This is a genomic window from Catenibacterium sp. RTP21428st1_D7_RTP21428_210409 (genome assembly GCF_040227455.1).
GTDB classification, from domain to species: domain Bacteria; phylum Bacillota_I; class Bacilli_A; order Erysipelotrichales; family Coprobacillaceae; genus Catenibacterium; species Catenibacterium mitsuoka_A.
The window spans coordinates 17,113-36,014 of the sequence record NZ_JBEHVX010000015.1; the positions used below are offsets into that span (position 1 = coordinate 17,113).

Here is an 18,902-nt window from a genome sequence, read left to right on the forward strand (position 1 = left end):
TTTGCGAATGATATAGGTTATAATAGCTATGGAGGTATATTTATGTATATTGATGAAATTTATGCTGCACGTGATTATATTCAGTCACGCTATAAAAATCCTATTGATGTTGCCATTGTATTAGGTTCAGGTTTAGGACCACTTGCTGATGTGATTAATGAACCTGTAGAAATTGATTATAAGGATATCCCTTATTTCCCTGTTTCTACTGTACCAGGACATGCTGGTAAACTTATTATTGGTGAAATTGGTGGTAAAACTGTTGCCTGTATGAAAGGTCGTTTCCATTTCTATGAGGGCTATGATATGCAAAAAGTCACAATGCCTATTCGTGTATTTAGTGCTTTAGGTATTAAGAACTTAATTGTGACTAATGCCTGTGGTGGTGTAAGAGATGATTTAAATCCAGGACAGATTGTAATTATTTCTGATCATTTATCATTTATGATGCCATCGCCTTTAAGAGGACCTAATCTAGATGATTTTGGACCACGTTTTAAGGATATGACTGATGTTTATACATCAACATTACGCTCTCTTGCCTTTGAATCTGCAAAGAAAGTAAATGTAGATGTAAAAGAAGGCGTTTATTGTTTCTTTAAAGGACCACAATTTGAAACACCTGCAGAAATCAGAGCATTCAAGACACTTGGTGCAGATATGGTAGGTATGTCTACAGTGCCTGAAGCTATTGTTGCAAGACATTCTGATATGAAGATTTTAGGTATTTCACTTGTGACTAATAAAGCAGCAGGATTATCTAATAATGAATTAAATCATATAGAAGTCATGGAAGCAGCAAATAGTGCAGAAGAAAGACTTGTAAAGCTTGTAAAACAGATTTTGAAAGACATGTAATAAAGACCAGCTCTCGCTGGTCTTTTATATTAGTCTAGATCTTCACCGTTAGATTCAATGACTTTCTTATACCAGTAGAAAGAGTCTTTCTTACTTCTCTTCATAGTACCAGTACCATCATCATGTTTATCTACATAAATAAAGCCATAACGTTTTCTCATTTCTCCAGTACCTGCAGAAACAAGGTCAATACAGCCCCAAGTTGTATAACCGATTAAATCAATACCTTCTTCAATCGCTTTATCCATTTCTTTAATATGTGCACGGTAGTAGTCAATTCTATAATCATCATGAATAGAACCATCTTCTTCTACTGTATCAAAGGCACCTAAACCATTTTCTACAACCATTAATGGTAATTCATAACGGTCATAAACAACCTCAAGATAGTATCTTAATCCCTGAGGATCTAATGCCCATCCCCAATCAGAATATGTTAAGTAAGGGTTACGTACACCAAATGACATATTACCACCTACTGTATCTTCATTCTTGTGAGTTGTAATAGACTGAGACATATAATATGAGAATGTATAAAGATCAACAGTACCATTCTTTAGTTCTACTAGATCCTGTTCAGTGATATCTAATTCTACATTATGTTCCTTCCATAAGCGTTTTGCATATGTTGGATATTTACCTTTACATTGAACATCTCCGCAATAGAAGATACCTTTTTCCCATTTATAACGATTAAAGAGAATATCTTCTGGATCAGAAGTGAGTGGATAATAAGTAATACCACAGATCATGCAGCCAATCTGATAGTCAGGATCAATCGCATGACCAATCTGTACAGCTCTTGCACTCGCTACAAACTGATAATGAAGATGCTGATATGCTTCCTGGAAAGCTTCATCACTTGCATTATCTGGTAAGAAGTTGATTGTATTATTAATTTCATTAAATGTAAGCCAGTATTTTACAAGACCCTTATATTCTTTAAAGATAGTAGTCACATACTTTTCATATAATTCAATGTACTTTCTATCCTGCCAGTCACCATACTTTTCTTCTAATGCAAGTGGTGTATCAAAGTGCCAGATAGAAACGAGTGGTTCAATACCCGCATTTCTTAATTCTGTAAATACATTTCTATAGAAGTCTAAACCAGCCTGATTTGGTTCTGTTTCTTCTCCTGTAGGATAGATTCTAGACCATGAAATAGAAAGTCTGAACATCTTGAATCCCATTTCTTTAAGTAATGCAATATCTTCCTTATAGTGATGATAGAAGTCAATACCATCATGGTTAGGATAAAGTTCATCATCAAAGACTGCAAAATGAGCTCCTTCTGGTAATTTAAAGCCATGGTTAGGTAATTTCTGTTTCTGACCATCCTTATCAATAAATGTAACCATTCTAGGAGTATTCACTGTTCCTCCTGTAGTTACATCAGTACGGGCCATACCTCTTCCATCTACATTCCATGCCCCTTCACACTGATTGGCAGCAACAGCGCCACCCCAATAAAAATCTTTACTAAATGTCATTGTTTATTCCTCCTAAATCATATTATATAAATTTTTAAACAAATATATTAAAATCCGACAGATTATGAAAATATTATTTTGGAATATCACATGAACCATAGTAATTATTTAAACCTACAATATGTGTATAGGTTTTGTGATTAATAGAGATATAATCCACATTTTCTATAAGGTTCTTATATGTATTCTCTATTTGATATTCACAATAAGGATTCTTCATAATTGTTCCTGAATAATTGATATCAATAGAATTAGGATAAGCATTATAGACAGGCATATGAGTATAAAGTGGTATTTCTAGTATACGTTTCACATGATCCATATAATTAGAGATATACCCTTTCAACATATTCTTTGCTTCACTATAAGGTGCTCTGATGTTAGACATATAATAATGATGACCAGGATTATTGTTGTGGACATCAAATTTCTGCAGATAAAGAGAATCCTGTCCTTTAGTGATATAATTATCCATTAAATACTTAGAACCATAGAGAATAGCTTTTTCTCTTGTATCCCAGTTTCTTGATGCCGCAAAGTCTATCCCATCCTGATCACTACTGTTTGCTCCAATATTATATATATTATAGAAGAGAGGTCCTTGCGGATTGTTTCTTGCATGTCCTCCACGAAGTCCTAGTCCTCCACCTGTCTGTTCCTGAATCGCACGGGTAATGAGTAATGACATAGAGACGTTATTTACTTCTGCACTGTAACGATAGAGTTCGGCCCAGTCTTTTTTAGACTGGGGTTCTAGACCTGACATTTCAGTTCCTTCCAGCATTCTTTTTCCTTCCTGTAATGTTTCAGAAGGATTATAAGTGAGTTTCTCAAACATCAGCGCATGATAAGCATCCAAACCATTACGTGGATCTAAGAAATAACGGGCTGCATTCAATGAAACACGACACCATGTCTGTCCTTCTATAATATTAGGAGAGGCAATCATTGAAGAATCATTTGTATCTATTAATGATTTACTTTGGAAGATGGATGCAGTTTGACTAAAGTCTAAAGAAGTATTAAGAGGTACATAGCACCATTCTGGATAAAGTGCATGTAAGAATCGTAAAGATTGTTTATAGCTATCAGGAAATGATGTGATTTCTTTTTCAAAAGATTCATCAAATACATATGCAATCACATTACGACTTGATATATAGCCTTCTTTCTTCTCACCATTCACATATATATAACCATAATATTGAGAACCTCTTTGTCCTTCTACAACTAAAGGTTGTCCCATTGTGAGTGTTTGATTAAGAAAAGATGTATTCTCTTTAACTAAAAAAATATGAGGTGCAAGCTCCTTATACGAAGTACATTGATGAACGCCTAGAAGTAAAACTAGTACACATACTATCTTAATAATCGATGTCTTCTTCATTGACCCACCCTACCTGTGCACCACAGATGACATAAACATAATGTCCATAGACACCTGCAATCTTCACTTCAGTGCCTTTTTCACCTATAAACCAATGATCTGTATAATCATCTAAACAATAGAGATGATGATTTCTTTCATATAAGAATTCATTCTTAATAGAGATCATTACATGATCACTCACTCTATAACATTGACTAAACTCTTTTCCTTTCTTCATCATCTTTACTTCATAATCAGGAAAAGCTATCTTATGGTCTACTTCACCATTACCATACAGATCTTTATTTAATACACCTATAGGAAATGGCTGTACACATTCTGTTTGGTATGTCACTTCCCCCTTATAACTATTTATAATAAGCGCATTTAATTGTGAGATAGGTTTCACACCTGTTCCTCCATCAATACAGATAATTTTCTTTTCTTCATCTATAATAATGTCATTATGAATAGAACGAGGGAAATAATTGGATGTAGGAAGATGTCCTACTACAACTGTATACTTTAATGAATGTCCCAGTTCATAAAAATGTTGGAGTTCGAGGTAAGATGATAAACCACACTCCTTATAATTATCTCTTGGTTCTACACCTGCATGGACAAATAAATAATCATTAAATAATAGTGTAGTAGGTAAATGGGACATGAACTTTAATTCTTGTTTAAGCTTTTCAGCCATAATCTTCTGCATACCTAAAGGTGTTTCATGTCCATCACTAAAATGTTCATGATTATAAATATCTCTAATAATACCGTTCTTACTATTTCTTTTGAGATACTTAGGAATTTCTCCTGCAATTTCTGGAATAGTAAGTAATGCATTCATCGCCCATTCACAATTTCCCATCAATATATAACACTTAGGAAAACGTGAAAGATTCATAATAAAGTGTATTGTTTCTAATACCTGGTCTCCTTTTTCTACAAAATCGCCAATAATCACTAAATAATCCTCTACAGGATCATAATTCACTTTTCTTAATAATTCTTTAAAGCGGTCTAAATGACCATGTATGTCTGATATCGCAATCAAGCGATAGTCATTCTTTTCTTTTTTAATTAAATGTTTAGGCTTTAACATAAATACCTCCTGATATCATTCTACAACAAAAAAAGTAGGTTGACCCTACTTTCTTGTTGCATAATATTTTCTTACAAGCATCTGTGTTTTACGAATATGTCTTTGAATACGTTCTGTTGCTTCCTCTTTGTCTCTATCAATGATAGCTTCTAGAATAGCACGATGTTCTGCAAGTGATGATTCTAAACGTTCTGGACGTGCAATAGAATGTCTTGATGTCACAGAGACATAGTAATGAATATCCTTAAGAATCTGTTCAAAATAGGTAGACTGTGTTGCCTGATAAATAGACTCATGGAATAAAATATTAAAATCATTCACTTTATCAAAGTCGCCCTTTGTAGTATAGAATTCTAGTAATTCAAATACTTCTTTAATTTTAGCAAGATGTACTTCATCTATACGATCAATTGCGAATGAAACAGCTAATCCCTCTAAAGAAAGACGTATTTCAAACATATCATCAATATCACGAGGTGAAAAACCTTTCACATAAACACCTTTGTTAGGAATACTTTCTACTAAACCTTCTAATTCTAGCTGTTTTAATGCTTCTCTAATAGGTGTACGAGAAATTTTCAATTCTTTCGCAAGTGTTAATTCATTTAGTTTATCACCGCATTGATAACTTTCATTAAGAATACGATCACGTAATAAGATAAATATTTTAGAGCCCAATGATCCATGGGAAGTTGATTCAAAAATGCTATGAGATGGCATTTCATTGTCCCTCCTCTTATAATTTATCGATAATTGCGTCTGTAAACTCTTTTGTAGTTGCCTGTCCACCAATATCAGGTGTTGTAAACTTACCTTCTTCTACAACTGCTGCTAAGGCTTCTCTTAAAGATTGTGCTTCTTTCTGTTTATTTAATGCTTCAAGCATCATTGCGAATGCAAGAATTAAAGAACTTGGGTTCGCAATACCTTTACCTGCAATATCAGGTGCACTGCCATGAACAGCTTCATAAATACGGTAGTCGTCACCAATATTACCTGATGGGGCAATACCAAGACCACCTACAAGACCTGCACATAAGTCAGAAACAATATCCCCATATAAGTTAGGTGCAACAAGAACATCAAATGTTTCTGGACGCTGTACAAGCTGCATACACATATTATCAATAATAACTTCCTGTGTTTCTATTTCTGGATAGTCTTTTGCCACTTCTCTATAACAATCAAGGAAAAGACCATCTGTATACTTCATTATATTGGCTTTATGGATGGATGTCACTTTTTTTCTGTTATTTGTGCGTGCATATTCAAATGCATAACGACAAATACGTGTAGAAGCTTCTCTAGTGATCAACTTAACACCATTCGCAATATCATCAGTGAGCATATATTCAATACCTTTATATAAATCTTCAGTATTTTCTCTAATGATGACTAAATCAATATTTTCATATTTAGAATCAATACCCTTGAAGTTACGTAAAGGACGTACATTAGCATAAGTAGAGAATTTCTGTCTTAATGCAACATTCACACTTCTAAAGCCTGTTCCAACTGGAGTTGCTGTAGGACCTTTTAATGCCCATTTGTATTCTTCAATTGCATCTACAAGACCAGGTTCCCATACTTCACCTGTTTCTTTTGCATATTGGGCACCTGCTCTATATTTAACCCATTCAATATCTAGGTTCATTGCTTTTGTGATAGATTCAACACTTGCTGAAATTTCTGGTCCAATACCATCACCTGGAATAAGTACTGCTTTCATTAGAAATCTCCTCCTAGTTCTTTAATTGCGTTTAATAATCCACCATACTGAATCATGACTTTTTCACGTGCTGATAATGATAGACGTGCTGTAATAGTTTCATTTGTATTCTTATTAGTCACTACAATGTCTTTACCTTCTTCTACAGATGTTAATAAATCACTTAATTCGTAATCATCCTGATCATTGAAGAAATCGTAATCTTTCGCATCAATAACAAGTGGAAGAATACCATTGTTGATTAAGTTAGAACGATGAATTCTCGCAAATGAAATGGCGAAGATAGCTTTGATTTTTAAGTAGTTAGGTACTAATGCAGCATGTTCTCTTGATGAACCCTGTCCATAGTTATCTCCACCTACAATGAAACCACCATTGTTTTTAACGGCTCTATTATAGAATTCAGAATCTACCTTAGAGAATGAGAACTTAGCTAAATGAGGGACATTAGAACGGAATGGAAGTAGTTTAGAATCAGAAGGTACAATATGGTCTGTAGAAATATTGTCTCCTACTTTTAATACAACCTTACCAGTCACTGTATCTGTTAACTTATCTCCTCTAGGAACTGGTTTGATGTTAGGTCCCATATAGATTTTATTATCAGGGATATATTCACTAATAAAGAAGTTAGGATTCTTCACAAATGGTGTATCTGGTACTTCTTCTAATACCATATCATCTTCAAATTCCTGTGATAAATAACCTTTGACTGCAGATAATGCTGCAACTTCTGGAGATACAAGATATACACTTGCATCATTTGTACCAGAACGTCCTTTAAAGTTACGGTTGATTGTTCTTAAAGATACACCTTTTGATAATGGAGCCTGTCCCATACCGATGCAAGGGCCACAACCACATTCAAGAATTCTTGCACCTGCATGAATCATATCTGCAAGAGCACCATTTTGTGCAAGCATAGAAAGAATAGAAGAAGAACCTGGAGCGATAACTAAAGAAACATCTTCAGCTACTTTACGACCTTTTAAGATTTTTGCAGCACGCATCATATCTGGTAAAGATGAGTTTGTACAAGAACCAATGACTACCTGATTGATCTTCATACCTTCTAATTCTTTTACATCTACTACATTATCTGGTGAATGAGGCTGAGCAACCATAGGAACTAATGTAGACATATCGATTTCAATAGTTTCATCATATGTTGCATCATCATCAGCTTTCATTTCAACATATTCATCTTCTCTACCCTGCTGTTTTAAGTAAGCTAAAGTATTTTCATCTGTTGGGAATACTGAAGTAGTGGCACCAAGTTCTGCACCCATGTTACAGATAGTCGCACGGTCAGTAAGTGAAAGATCATTTAAACCTTCACCTGTATATTCAACAATCTTATTAACCCCACCTTTTACTGATAATTCCTGTAAGATTTTTAAGATAACATCTTTTGCAGATACCCAAGGTGCTTTACGTCCTGTTAGTTTAACCTGTAATACTGATGGACACTGAACATAGTACTTACCTGTTGCCATGGCAACAGCGACATCAAGTCCTCCTGCACCAATCGCAATCATACCCATTGCACCACATGTTGGTGTATGAGAATCTGAACCAATAAGCGTCTTACCTGGATGTGAGAAATTTTCAAGCTGTAACTGATGACAAACACCATTACCTGGTTTAGAGAATGTGATACCATGTTTTCTTGCAACAGATTTAATAAATTCATGGTCATCCATGTTTTCAAAACCAGTCTGAAGCATGTTATGGTCAATATAAGCCACGGCTTTTTCTACTGCAACATGACCTACATTCATTGCTTCTAACTGAAGATAAGCCATTGTACCTGTAGAATCCTGTGTTAAAGTCTGGTCAATTCCAATACAAATAGATGTTCCTGGAACTAATTCTCCTTCTTTAAGATGTGCATTCAAGATTTTATACGCTAGATTCATATAATCTTCTCCCCCCTTGTTTCTAATTGTATACAATTATACACATATACTATTATCTGTGCAATATAAAAAACAAAGATAATTTGTATTTATTTCGTTAAATTGGTACAATACATTGGGTGATGAAAAATGATATTATCTTGTTCAGGACTATCTAAATCTTATTCAGGAAAAGAAGTCCTAAAAAATATAACATTCCATATAGAAGAGCATGATAAACTTGCCATTATTGGTGTTAATGGTGCTGGTAAGAGTACATTGCTTAGAATTCTTTTAAATGAAGAAGCTTATGATGATGGTATGATGACTATTGCGAAGAATATTCGTATTGGTACACTGAATCAGGAACATAAGTTTGATCTTAATAAGAGTATTTATGAAACATTGGAAGAACCTTTTGAAGATTTAAAGAAGATAGAAAAACGTATACGTGAATTGGAACAGGAAATGGCAGTCACAAATGATTTAGATACAATCATGAATCAGTATGATTCTTTATTATCTAAATTCCAGGATGAAGGCGGTTATGCCATGGAGTCACAGGTGAAAGGTGTTCTCAATGGTTTAGGTTTTGATGAGGATATGTGGTATAAACCTATTGGTATTTTATCTGGTGGACAGAAAACAAGAATTGCGTTAGGTCAGTTGTTATTACGTTCTCCCGATTTATTATTACTTGATGAACCGACCAACCATCTTGATGTAAATTCTATTGAATGGTTGGAAAACTATTTAAAACAGTATAATAAAGCTGTAATTGTAGTATCTCATGACCGTTATTTTATTGATCAAGTGTCTACTTCTATTATGGAAATAGAGAATGGTAAGAGTAAGATCTATAAATGTAATTATTCTAAATATGCTGAAATCAAGAAGCATGATCGTGATGTAGAATTAAAACATTATTTAAATAACCAGAAAGATATTAAACGTATGCAGGAGTCTATTGATCGTTTAAAATCTTATAACCGTGAAAAACAGGTAAAACGTGCTGAGTCTAAAGAGAAAGCACTTGAACGTATGGAGAAGGTAGAAAGGCCTGAAAGTCTTCCTTCTAGTATCCGTTTTGCATTTGAGCCTGAAGTAGAGAGTGGTTATGATGTTTTAAAAGTAGATGATGTAGCGATGGCTTTTGATAAGTCATTGTTTGATTCTGTGTCTTTTGAAGTTAAGAAAGGTGAAAGAGTTGCTTTACTTGGACCTAATGGTGTAGGTAAGACAACTATGTTCCATTTGATTCTTAAAGATTATTTACCTGTACATGGACGTATTCGTTTAGGTTCTAAGGTGATGATTGGTTATTATGATCAGGAACAGACTTCTTTATCTCCTGAAAAGACAATTTTTGATGAAATACATGATGCTTATCCTGATATAAATAATACAGAAATCAGAAATATCTGTGCTGCATTCTTATTCAAAGGTGAAGATGTATTTAAAACAATTGATGTTTTATCCGGTGGTGAAAAAGGACGTATTGTCTTAATTAAGCTATTACTTAATAAGGCAAACTTCTTAATTCTAGATGAACCAACAAACCATTTAGATATTCAATCTAAGGAAGTACTAGAAGATGCATTATTAGATTTTCCTGGTACTATTCTCTTTATTTCTCATGACCGTTATTTTATTAATAAATTGGCTACCAAGATTGTAGAGATGAATCCACATGGTGATGAAATATTTGGTGGTAACTATTCTTATTATCTTGAACATCGTAAAGTAGAAGAAGTTGTGAAAGAAACAGCTGTAAAAGTTCAAAATAACATTGATAAGAAAAAGAAGAATAGATTAAAGAAGATAGAAAATGATATTTCTGACTTTGAAGAGAAGATCAGTGCGAAGAAAGAAGAACTCCATAGCGATGAAGTGATGAATGATTATCAGAAGTATAATGAAATCACTGCTGAACTAGAAGATTTAAACAACAAATTAGAAGAACTCATGACGGAATGGGAAGAACTTTCAGAAGAGATGAACGCTTAAAAGGACTAGGGGCAACCCTAGTCCTAATTTCTTTGTTTTAAGTTATAGATAAGTATAAATGCACAGATAAAATCACCAATGATTGACACAATAAATGGATAAAATGCATAAAGATCTTTTAATGTTGGCAAGAAAGATAAGACAAAAATATTCTGTGAATAACATAAGAACTTAATGCCTATCACCATAAAGGCAATCATATAAGCAAACCATAAACAATAATGTGTATAGATTCCTCCTGGCACCACATGCTTTAATCTTTCATATTCATTCTCTGTTCCTCTATTATGAGATAACTTAATATACATATTCTTATATATCTTGAGATTCATACGTGAGAACATAATGATTGGAATATAGAGTAATGTCCAGAAACCAATAGTCCCTAAGTAAGGACACAGTAAACCACTCACAATAGAAGCACCCATGCATATATAGAAGGAACGTGGCATAGTAAATGTCAGCCCTTCAGGATCAAAGTAATCATAAAGTTCTCTTCCACCATAACGATGTAACCATTTATTTCTTTCATCATAAACAGTCTTAATAGATAAGACATTAACCATTAGACCAATCATATAGAGTACTGTATTCAGCAATTCCCCTCTTTTATTAATAAGAGTCACAGTACTGTCTCCATCTAATTGATAAAGGAAAAGCATAATAACTGAAGTCACAATAACTAACATTACAGATAGTATAAAATAAGCATTATAGAGTGTATCTTTTTCTGAATCATCAGCCTTTTTAATACGATATTCCATTAAGCAATAAAGACCTGTTTCTATTAATACAACAAGACTTCCTAAACCTATAGGAGGATTAATTAGGAAAATAAACCAGCTTATTAGCGATAAAATAATAGCGTTCATATTTCCCTCCTTTCCAACCTATCATACACTAAAAAAAACATCCGGAAAAGACCGGATGTTCATTTATTATTCAACATCAAAGTCGTCTGATAAGTCTTCACCATTAGTAGCGATGACTTTCTTATACCAGTAGAATGAATCTTTCTTATAACGGTCAAGAGTTCCTACTTCTTCATCTGTAGTATCTACATAGATAAAACCATATCTCTTTCTGATACCTTCATGAGTTGATACTAAGTCGATTGCTGACCAAGGGCAGTAACCCATCATTTCGATGTTTTCAGTAACAGCCTTATGTAACTGTTCGATATGTGCTCTTAAGTATGCAATTCTGTAGTTATCATGAACACGACCATCTTCTAATGTATCGTAAGCGCCTAAACCATTTTCAGTAACGATCATTGGTAAATGATAACGAGAATACATTTCTCTCATAGTTGCTAAGAAACCATCAGGGTCAATTTCCCAACCGAATTCAGTCTTCTTAAGGTTTGGATTTGCATATCCCTTATAGTAACCTGCTTCACCGCGAGATGACTGCTGGTCTGCACCTGAATCTAATTCCTCATCAGCACTTGAATGCTGTACAGTTGCAGTTGAATAGTAGTTGAAACCAATGAAGTCTGGATGTGCATTCTTCATAGCTTCTTCATCACCTTCAGCAAATGTTGGTGTTGCATCATTTTCTTCTAAGTAAGTCCATACTAAGTTATTGTATTTTCCATAAACAGCCATATCTAAATATAACCAGTTTCTGATTGCGTTGAATTCCTGAGCTGCTAAATTATCTTCTGGCTTGCAAGTTGCTGGATATACATAAGAAATATTTGGAGCTGGACCAATCTTAGCATTTGGAAGCATTTCATGACATAAAACCATAGCTTTAGCCTGAGCAACTAACATATGGTGGTTCTGCTGATATACTTCTTTTAATACATTTGTAGTACCTTCAGGAATTCTTAATGTACCAATAATTGGACCAACTAAAGTAAGCATATTCTGTTCGTTGATAGTTAACCAGTATTTAACTCTATCACCGAAGTTTTCAAACATAACCTTTGCGAAGTTAACGAACCAGTCTACTGATTCAGGATTAGACCAAGAACCTCTCTTGTCTAATGCATCAGGCATATCAAAGTGGAACATAGTCACTAATGGTTCGATATTATATTCTAAACATGTATTAATCACATCATTGTAATGATCGATACCTGCCTGGTTTACTTCACCAGTTCCATTAGGAATGAGTCTAGTCCAAGCGATTGAGAAACGGTATGTCTTGAATCCCATTTCAGCCATTAACTTGATATCTTCTTTATAACGATGATAGTGATCTGCACATACATCTAAAGATGCAGTTCCTGCTGGTAATTCTTTAACATCCTGACATGATGGTCCTTTACCATCTGATAAATTAGCACCTTCTACCTGATAAGCTGAAGTAGATGCACCCCATAAGAAATCTTTTGGAAAAGCTTTTAATTTGTTGTCTAACATTTATGAGTCTCCTTTTCTTTTTTTCTGACACCATTATAACGGAAGATTTTAAAAATCATAATTCTTTTCAAGAATAGAAAAAAAGAGAAAATATTTTCACATTTTCTCGCTTATCCTACACTTTTTTAAAAGTATCTTAAATTTTCTTTTCCATTAAGTATCTTAGAAGTCTTTCTCCACGTCTTTCATTGATTTGTTCTTCAATGACTGCATAACCTTTAGATTCAAAGAATGCTTTAGATGTAATAGATGAAGTCACATTAATCACATGACTTCCATGTTTTTTTGCATATTCTTCTAACTCTTCTACAAGTTTAGATGCAATCCCTTTTCTTAAATAATCAGGATGAACATATAAACGATCCAAATATCCAGTTTTGCCAATATTACCGAATGCAATCAACTTATCATCTTCCTCAACCACGATAGTATGATTTTTCTCTAAAGACTTTTCCCAATGATATTCATTAGCATCCTTAGGTGCAATAGCATCTAATTGTTCTTCACTATAATCATTCTTATTGACTTCATGAACAGTGACATAAAATAAATCCATAACTGCATGAAGATCTGTGTTCTTGTATTCTCTAAATTCCATTTATATCACCTCTATTTCATACATCACATTATACCATTATTTGCCCATAAAAAAAACGGTCATTATAGACCGTTTCACTAAATACCGAATAATAAATCGATATAGTTTGGAATTGGATACTGCTGAGCACTTACTTTAGTTTCTAAGCTATCAGCAGTTGCACGTAATGCATCCATAGCTGGGATAACTAAATCCTTCCATGCAGTTGCAGTATCTAATGTAGAAGAATCAGTTGATTCAGCTTTATTGATGGCAGTTTCTAATGTAATCATCTGTTCACGCATAGTTGAAAGTAAAGAAGTTAATACCTTTAAGTCTTCAACCATGAATGTATTATCTACACCAGCTTTAGCTACTTCTTTTGCGTCATTAGCTAAAGTACCACATGCTTTTACATATGCTGGATATAATTCAGTCTTAGCCATTGATAATGCTGTTAAAGCTTCAACACGGATTGTCTTAGCATAGTTATCTAACTGGATGTCATAACGTGAATCAATTTCAGCTTCAGTGAATACACCATGTTTTACAAACATTTCACGGATTTCAGGTTTCTTTAAGCAAGCGCATGCATCTACAGAGTTTGCGTGGTTAGGTAATCCACGTCTTGCAGCTTCTTCTTTCCATTCTTCTGAATATCCATCACCATTGAAGATGATTCTTTCATGATTCTTGAAGAATTCTCTAATGATATCATCTAATGATTCACCGGCATCTAATTTAGCAGCCATCTGATCATATTCTTCAGCCATAATAGCATTTAACATAGTGTTAACTGCTGCAACTGACTGAGATGAACCAACCATACGGAATTCAAATTTATTACCTGTGAAGGCAAAAGGAGATGTTCTATTTCTGTCTGTTGAGTCTTTAGAGAAATCTGGGATAACTGATACACCAGTAGTGAATCTTTCACCAATAGTCTTATTTAATTCTTCACCATCAATGATTGCTTTAATAACTTTATTTAAGTCATCACCAACGAATGCTGAAACAATTGCAGGTGGAGCTTCGTTAGCACCAAGTCTGTGGTCATTACCAGCACAAGCAGCAGATAATCTCAATAATTCAGCATATTCATCAACACCCTTGATAGCACAAGCGAGAGTAGCTAAGAAAGGCTTATTGTTGATTGGATCAGGTCCAGGACTAAATAAGTTAATACCAGTATTAGTTAATAATGACCAGTTGTTATGCTTACCAGAACCGTTAACACCTTCAAATGGTTTTTCATGTAATAAACATCTTAAACCATGTTTCTTCGCAATATCCTGAGATAACTGCATTACTAATGCGTTGTTATCAGCAGTTACGTTAGCTACTGTATAGACACAAGCAACTTCATGCTGTGCAGGAGCTACTTCATTATGCTTAGTTTTTGAAGGAATACCATATTTCCATAATTCAGTATCAAGATCCTTCATGAAGGCACCTACTTTACGTTTAATAGAACCAAAGTAGTGATCTTCTAATTCCTGACCCTTAGGAGCAGGAGCGCCATAAAGAGTACGACCAGTTAACTTTAAGTCAACTCTCTTCTGCCAATATTCATCTAATACTAAGAAATATTCCTGTTCAGCACCAACTGAAGCAGTTACTTTATCAACACCCTCTAAACCAATCTTAGTTAATAAGTTAGAAGCTGATGCACTTAAAGCATCACAAGCACGTAATAATGGAGTCTTTTTATCAAGCGCTTCACCAGTATAAGAACAGAATAATGTAGGAATATATAAGCTACCATCTTTTACAAAGGCTGGAGAAGTACAATCCCATGCAGTATAACCACGTGCTTCGAAAGTAGCACGGATACCACCAGATGGGAAAGAAGAGGCATCAGGTTCACCTTTTCTTAATGTCTTACCACTGAATTCAAGAACTGCTCCACCATTTCCATCTGGTTCTAAGAAAGCATCATGCTTTTCTGCAGTTAAACCAGTCATTGGCATAAACCAGTGAGTGAAATGTGTAGCACCATTTTCAACAGCCCAGATTTTCATTGCATTTGCGATTACTGTCGCAACTTCTTTTGAAAGAGGTTCTCCCTTATCTAGAGCTTCATGGAAAGCTTTATAAGTAGATTTAGGAATGCGTTCCTTCATAGTTTCGTCGTTGAATGTATAACGACCGTATTCATCTAAAAGTTTGTTCATTTCCATACGATTACATCTCCTTTTTATGGGTATGATTGTAGCAATAAAAAATATTTGCGTCAATACTTTTTTATCACTGTGCAATAATTTTTATCAGTCACTCCTTATTGCACCCACATAGTATCACAAAATGTAGGGTTTTAACTACTCTAATTCAATAATTTTCACTTTTTAAAAAATATTAGCCAACTTGTCATTTAATACCGAAAAGATTATAATTGTAGCGAGGTGAAAAATATGTTTGGAAAACAGAAAACATTGATCATAGATCATAATAGTGAACGTAATGATCGCATTAAGAATTATCTCAATCAAGATCATTTTATTTGTTATCAAGCAAAGACATTGGATGAATTCAATTCTCTTTATACAAACAACAATTATGATTGCATTATTCTAGAAGATGTATTCCCCGGTATTAATACGAATAAGTTCCTAGTAAAAAATAGACGTAACTCACAAGCTATTACTATAGTTATAAGTGATATGTTAAATGAAGCTTACTTAGAAGATTTATTAGATGCCGGTGCGGATGATTACATTGTAGTACCCTTCTCATTAACTTCTTTATTAAGAAAAATTCAAGACGTCTATAAGATGGGTGTTTTAAGACCTAGAAAGATCTACCGTTTTAAAGATATTATATTAGATGATACTGCCAAGACCGTTTCATTAAACGATCATTCAGTTACTCTAACTAAAAATGAATTTAAACTATTAAAAATGTTGATGTCTCATCCCTATCAACCTTATACTTCAACCAAGATTTTTGAAGGTATCTGGGGTGATAGTGTTTATGCAGACGATCAATCAGTCATGAACCTAGTGAGTTCACTTATAATAAAATTAAATAGAACAGGCTCTCATGAAGAGTATATCAGACGCTTTGGCGCTAACTCTTATAAGATGGCCATATAAAAAAAGAATGCATATCGCATTCTTTTTTCTTTTAGCTTCTCTTATTGATTTTTCTACGTCTTCTGTTTTCGCGTCTTTCTTTCTTTTCAATCTTACGATGCTGGTCAGTATAATCCGCTACTGTACAGTGGATACGTTTATTAGATTCGCAAATTGCATCTACAAATTCATATCTATCTTTTGGGAATGTACTATATCTCTTTTTTAAATCTGTATAAAGTTCAATAGCATGAGGTCTAGTGACTAAGTCAGCCATTCTTGATACTGGATCACAAATGACTTCACATGACATTAAGTCTACTTCTTTTTGAGGTAATAATCTTCTTTTGAAGATTAAAGTTTTGCCATCGACAATATATTTATAAGGACGACATCCTAAGAAATAAAGATACATTGCAGCCAAGAAAATTGAAACAATAATAAATGACTGCTGATCCAATGATTTTAATACAAACATGACGATATCATAAATCCAAACAAGAGTTAAAGCACCTAGCCAGATACCTACAGCTAGATTTGGTTTTACCTTGAATTCTTTCATAAAAAAAGGCCTCACTTTCTTTTCTATTATACAATATTTAGTCCTTTATTACAATAAAAAAGAAGAGAGGCAAGGCTCTCTTCTCATTGTCGAAATATTATAATTATAAATTTTAAATAAATTATTCAGCAGCCTGTTTAGCCTGGAATTTTTCGTAGGCAATTAAGAATGGAACATAAACAACTACTGAAATAGCAACTACGATTAACTGAGAAATTGCACCCATTGGATGACCACCTGTAGCTAAGAAGCCAAGGATAACTGGTGGCATTGTCCAAGGTACTTCAAGCACGATCTTAGGACAGAATCCACTAGATACTAAGATGTAACCAACGATCATAGTTACTACTGGAGCTAAGATAAATGGAATGTCTAGGATTGGGTTCAATACTAGAGGGATACCAAATGTCATAGTTTCATTGATATTGAATAAACCTGGAACGATTGAGATACCAGCGATTGTTCTGTTATCTTCACGTTTAGAGAAGATAAGAATTGCGATTACTAAACCGATTGTAACCCCAGAACCACCGAATTCAGCGAACATCTGTAACATTGTTAAGTTCATAACATAAGGAATTTTATTACCAGCAGTGTAAGCAGCAGTGTTAGCATAAAGTAATGGTCTGAAGATTGGTTCCTTAACAGCAGCAACCATGTTGTTACCATGGATACCTACGCACCAGAATAACATGATGATTACATACATGATACATACAGCAACGATATTGTCACCGATTAAAGTCTGTAATGGTTTCTGAATTACATTGAAGATTAATGCATTTAATTCAGCACCAGTAGCTAACTGACATACTAATCCAACAGCACCAACAACGATTGCAGTTAAGCAAGTTGGGATTAATACTTCGAATGCACGAGCAACTCCAGGTGGAACCTGTTCTGGCATCTTAATCTTTAATGAATCATTCTTACGGAACATATTATAAAGTTCCATACCAAGGATTGCAACGATAAGACCTGTGAATAAACCAGTTGCACCAGTGTAGCTTGACATAATACCACTGTAGCTGAAGCTATCGGCTGTGATTTTATGTTTAGCAGCTTCACCAGTCACATTGATAAACTGACCTAAAGTGAATCCATGAGAAATACCCTTAGCATCGATGTAAGATGCACCTAAATCTTTAGCAGCAAATGAAGTTGGAGTTACCATCATCCATAAGATGAAGCCTAATACAGCTGGGTAAGCACCAGTTTCACCATTTGCTTCAGCGATTTCAGAAGCAACTAACATAGTTACACCAATAGTGATACATGAGATTGTAGCATACTGCATAGCAGCAAAGATTGGGTTAAGAACTTTAAGAGCCATAATTGGAGACCATAAAGCACCTAAACCTGTTGAATCATTTACTAAAACGTTTGTCCAAAGAACACCAACGGCACCTGAGATTGTAGCTGGCATGAAGTTCTGGAACCCGTTCTTAATTGCATTAAGATACTTGTTCTGACCACACCATGCGCCGACACGTCCTAGCTTATCAGCAAAAGCGTCCATAAATTTTCCTCCCTAAATCTTTTCGACAATTACAGTATAATCACTCTTTGTAAAAATGTCAACGGTTACATTTTGAAATGTATGGTACTTTTAATCACAATATCCCCATTTTGAACTGTAACAAATTGAAATTATATTGATTATGAGCAGATATTTCTAACAACGCTTTCATTTTGCAAATTTTTATTTTTTGAAAATAAAATATATTTGATTCAATCACTTTATTTGAATACCCACAAACCACAGGTCAGTGAAAATTAAATTTCATAAGCACCGATTAAACGGCGTTCATGAAGCTGAACCAGACACATGAATTTCCCATCTGTTCTACAATTAGATTAGAAATTA

15 protein-coding genes are annotated in these 18,902 nt (G+C 34.2%); 3 read left to right on the plus strand and 12 right to left on the minus strand.

The genetic code is table 11. The features are described 5' to 3' along the window. Positions 1–42 precede the first annotated feature (42 nt). The gene (locus ABUA27_RS03855; RefSeq protein WP_129980766.1) at positions 43–858 is read left to right on the plus strand and encodes a purine-nucleoside phosphorylase; all 816 of its coding nucleotides are present in this window, start codon (positions 43–45) and stop codon (positions 856–858) included. A 29-nt stretch (positions 859–887) separates the two neighbouring features. On the opposite strand, the gene ABUA27_RS03860 is transcribed toward ABUA27_RS03855, so the two are convergent. The 6 genes from ABUA27_RS03860 to ABUA27_RS03885 form a co-directional block, all read right to left on the minus strand. After that, the gene (locus tag ABUA27_RS03860) at positions 888–2,351 is read right to left on the minus strand and encodes a family 1 glycosylhydrolase (protein WP_329753748.1); all 1,464 of its coding nucleotides are present in this window, start codon (positions 2,349–2,351) and stop codon (positions 888–890) included. A 73-nt stretch (positions 2,352–2,424) separates the two neighbouring features. Beyond that, positions 2,425–3,738, minus strand: a complete 1,314-nt coding sequence (locus ABUA27_RS03865; RefSeq protein ID WP_349820248.1) for a hypothetical protein — start codon at positions 3,736–3,738, stop codon at positions 2,425–2,427. Then, the gene (locus ABUA27_RS03870; RefSeq protein ID WP_349820249.1) at positions 3,716–4,822 is read right to left on the minus strand and encodes a metallophosphoesterase; all 1,107 of its coding nucleotides are present in this window, start codon (positions 4,820–4,822) and stop codon (positions 3,716–3,718) included. Before ABUA27_RS03870 ends, ABUA27_RS03865 begins: the two co-directional genes overlap by 23 nt. Positions 4,823–4,867: 45 nt before the next feature. Beyond that, positions 4,868–5,542, minus strand: coding sequence for a GntR family transcriptional regulator (locus tag ABUA27_RS03875; RefSeq protein ID WP_129980770.1), 675 nt, complete (start codon positions 5,540–5,542; stop codon positions 4,868–4,870). A gap of 16 nt (positions 5,543–5,558) precedes the next feature. Then, positions 5,559–6,551: an isocitrate/isopropylmalate dehydrogenase family protein gene (locus tag ABUA27_RS03880; RefSeq protein WP_287968154.1), complete on the minus strand. Its 993-nt coding sequence runs from the start codon at positions 6,549–6,551 to the stop codon at positions 5,559–5,561. Further along, entirely contained in the window at positions 6,551–8,470 is a 1,920-nt protein-coding gene (locus tag ABUA27_RS03885) for an aconitate hydratase (protein WP_317373889.1), read from the minus strand. The genes ABUA27_RS03880 and ABUA27_RS03885 overlap by 1 nt, the downstream gene beginning before the upstream one ends. 129 nt (positions 8,471–8,599) lie before the next feature. Here ABUA27_RS03885 and abc-f point away from each other — a divergent pair, with 129 nt between their 5' ends. Then, positions 8,600–10,456 carry a ribosomal protection-like ABC-F family protein gene (gene abc-f / locus ABUA27_RS03890; RefSeq protein ID WP_349820250.1) on the plus strand — a complete coding sequence of 619 codons (1,857 nt, stop codon included), beginning with the start codon at positions 8,600–8,602 and terminating at the stop codon, positions 10,454–10,456. A 23-nt stretch (positions 10,457–10,479) separates the two neighbouring features. Here the strand turns inward: abc-f and ABUA27_RS03895 are convergent, their stop codons facing one another. From ABUA27_RS03895 to ABUA27_RS03910, 4 genes are all read right to left on the minus strand, one after another. Then, on the minus strand, positions 10,480–11,328 hold the full coding sequence (locus tag ABUA27_RS03895; protein WP_129980774.1) for a hypothetical protein: 849 nt from the start codon (positions 11,326–11,328) through the stop codon (positions 10,480–10,482). 66 nt (positions 11,329–11,394) lie between these two features. Then, the gene (locus ABUA27_RS03900; protein WP_287844891.1) at positions 11,395–12,825 is read right to left on the minus strand and encodes a glycoside hydrolase family 1 protein; all 1,431 of its coding nucleotides are present in this window, start codon (positions 12,823–12,825) and stop codon (positions 11,395–11,397) included. A 136-nt stretch (positions 12,826–12,961) separates the two neighbouring features. Next, on the minus strand, positions 12,962–13,423 hold the full coding sequence (locus ABUA27_RS03905; RefSeq protein WP_022425959.1) for a GNAT family N-acetyltransferase: 462 nt from the start codon (positions 13,421–13,423) through the stop codon (positions 12,962–12,964). A 77-nt stretch (positions 13,424–13,500) separates the two neighbouring features. Continuing rightward, entirely contained in the window at positions 13,501–15,582 is a 2,082-nt protein-coding gene (locus ABUA27_RS03910) for a glutamine synthetase III family protein (RefSeq protein ID WP_349820251.1), read from the minus strand. A gap of 231 nt (positions 15,583–15,813) precedes the next feature. Between ABUA27_RS03910 and ABUA27_RS03915 the strand changes: the two genes are divergently transcribed. Beyond that, positions 15,814–16,494 (plus strand): response regulator transcription factor, encoded by a 681-nt coding sequence (locus ABUA27_RS03915; protein ID WP_288835181.1) that lies wholly within the window; start codon positions 15,814–15,816, stop codon positions 16,492–16,494. A gap of 31 nt (positions 16,495–16,525) precedes the next feature. On the opposite strand, the gene ABUA27_RS03920 is transcribed toward ABUA27_RS03915, so the two are convergent. Together ABUA27_RS03920 and ABUA27_RS03925 are read right to left on the minus strand one after the other, a co-directional pair. Then, positions 16,526–17,035 (minus strand): hypothetical protein, encoded by a 510-nt coding sequence (locus ABUA27_RS03920; protein WP_129982039.1) that lies wholly within the window; start codon positions 17,033–17,035, stop codon positions 16,526–16,528. Between the two features lie 121 nt (positions 17,036–17,156). Continuing rightward, positions 17,157–18,554, minus strand: a complete 1,398-nt coding sequence (locus ABUA27_RS03925; RefSeq protein WP_129982040.1) for a PTS sugar transporter subunit IIC — start codon at positions 18,552–18,554, stop codon at positions 17,157–17,159. Positions 18,555–18,902: the final 348 nt, after the last annotated feature.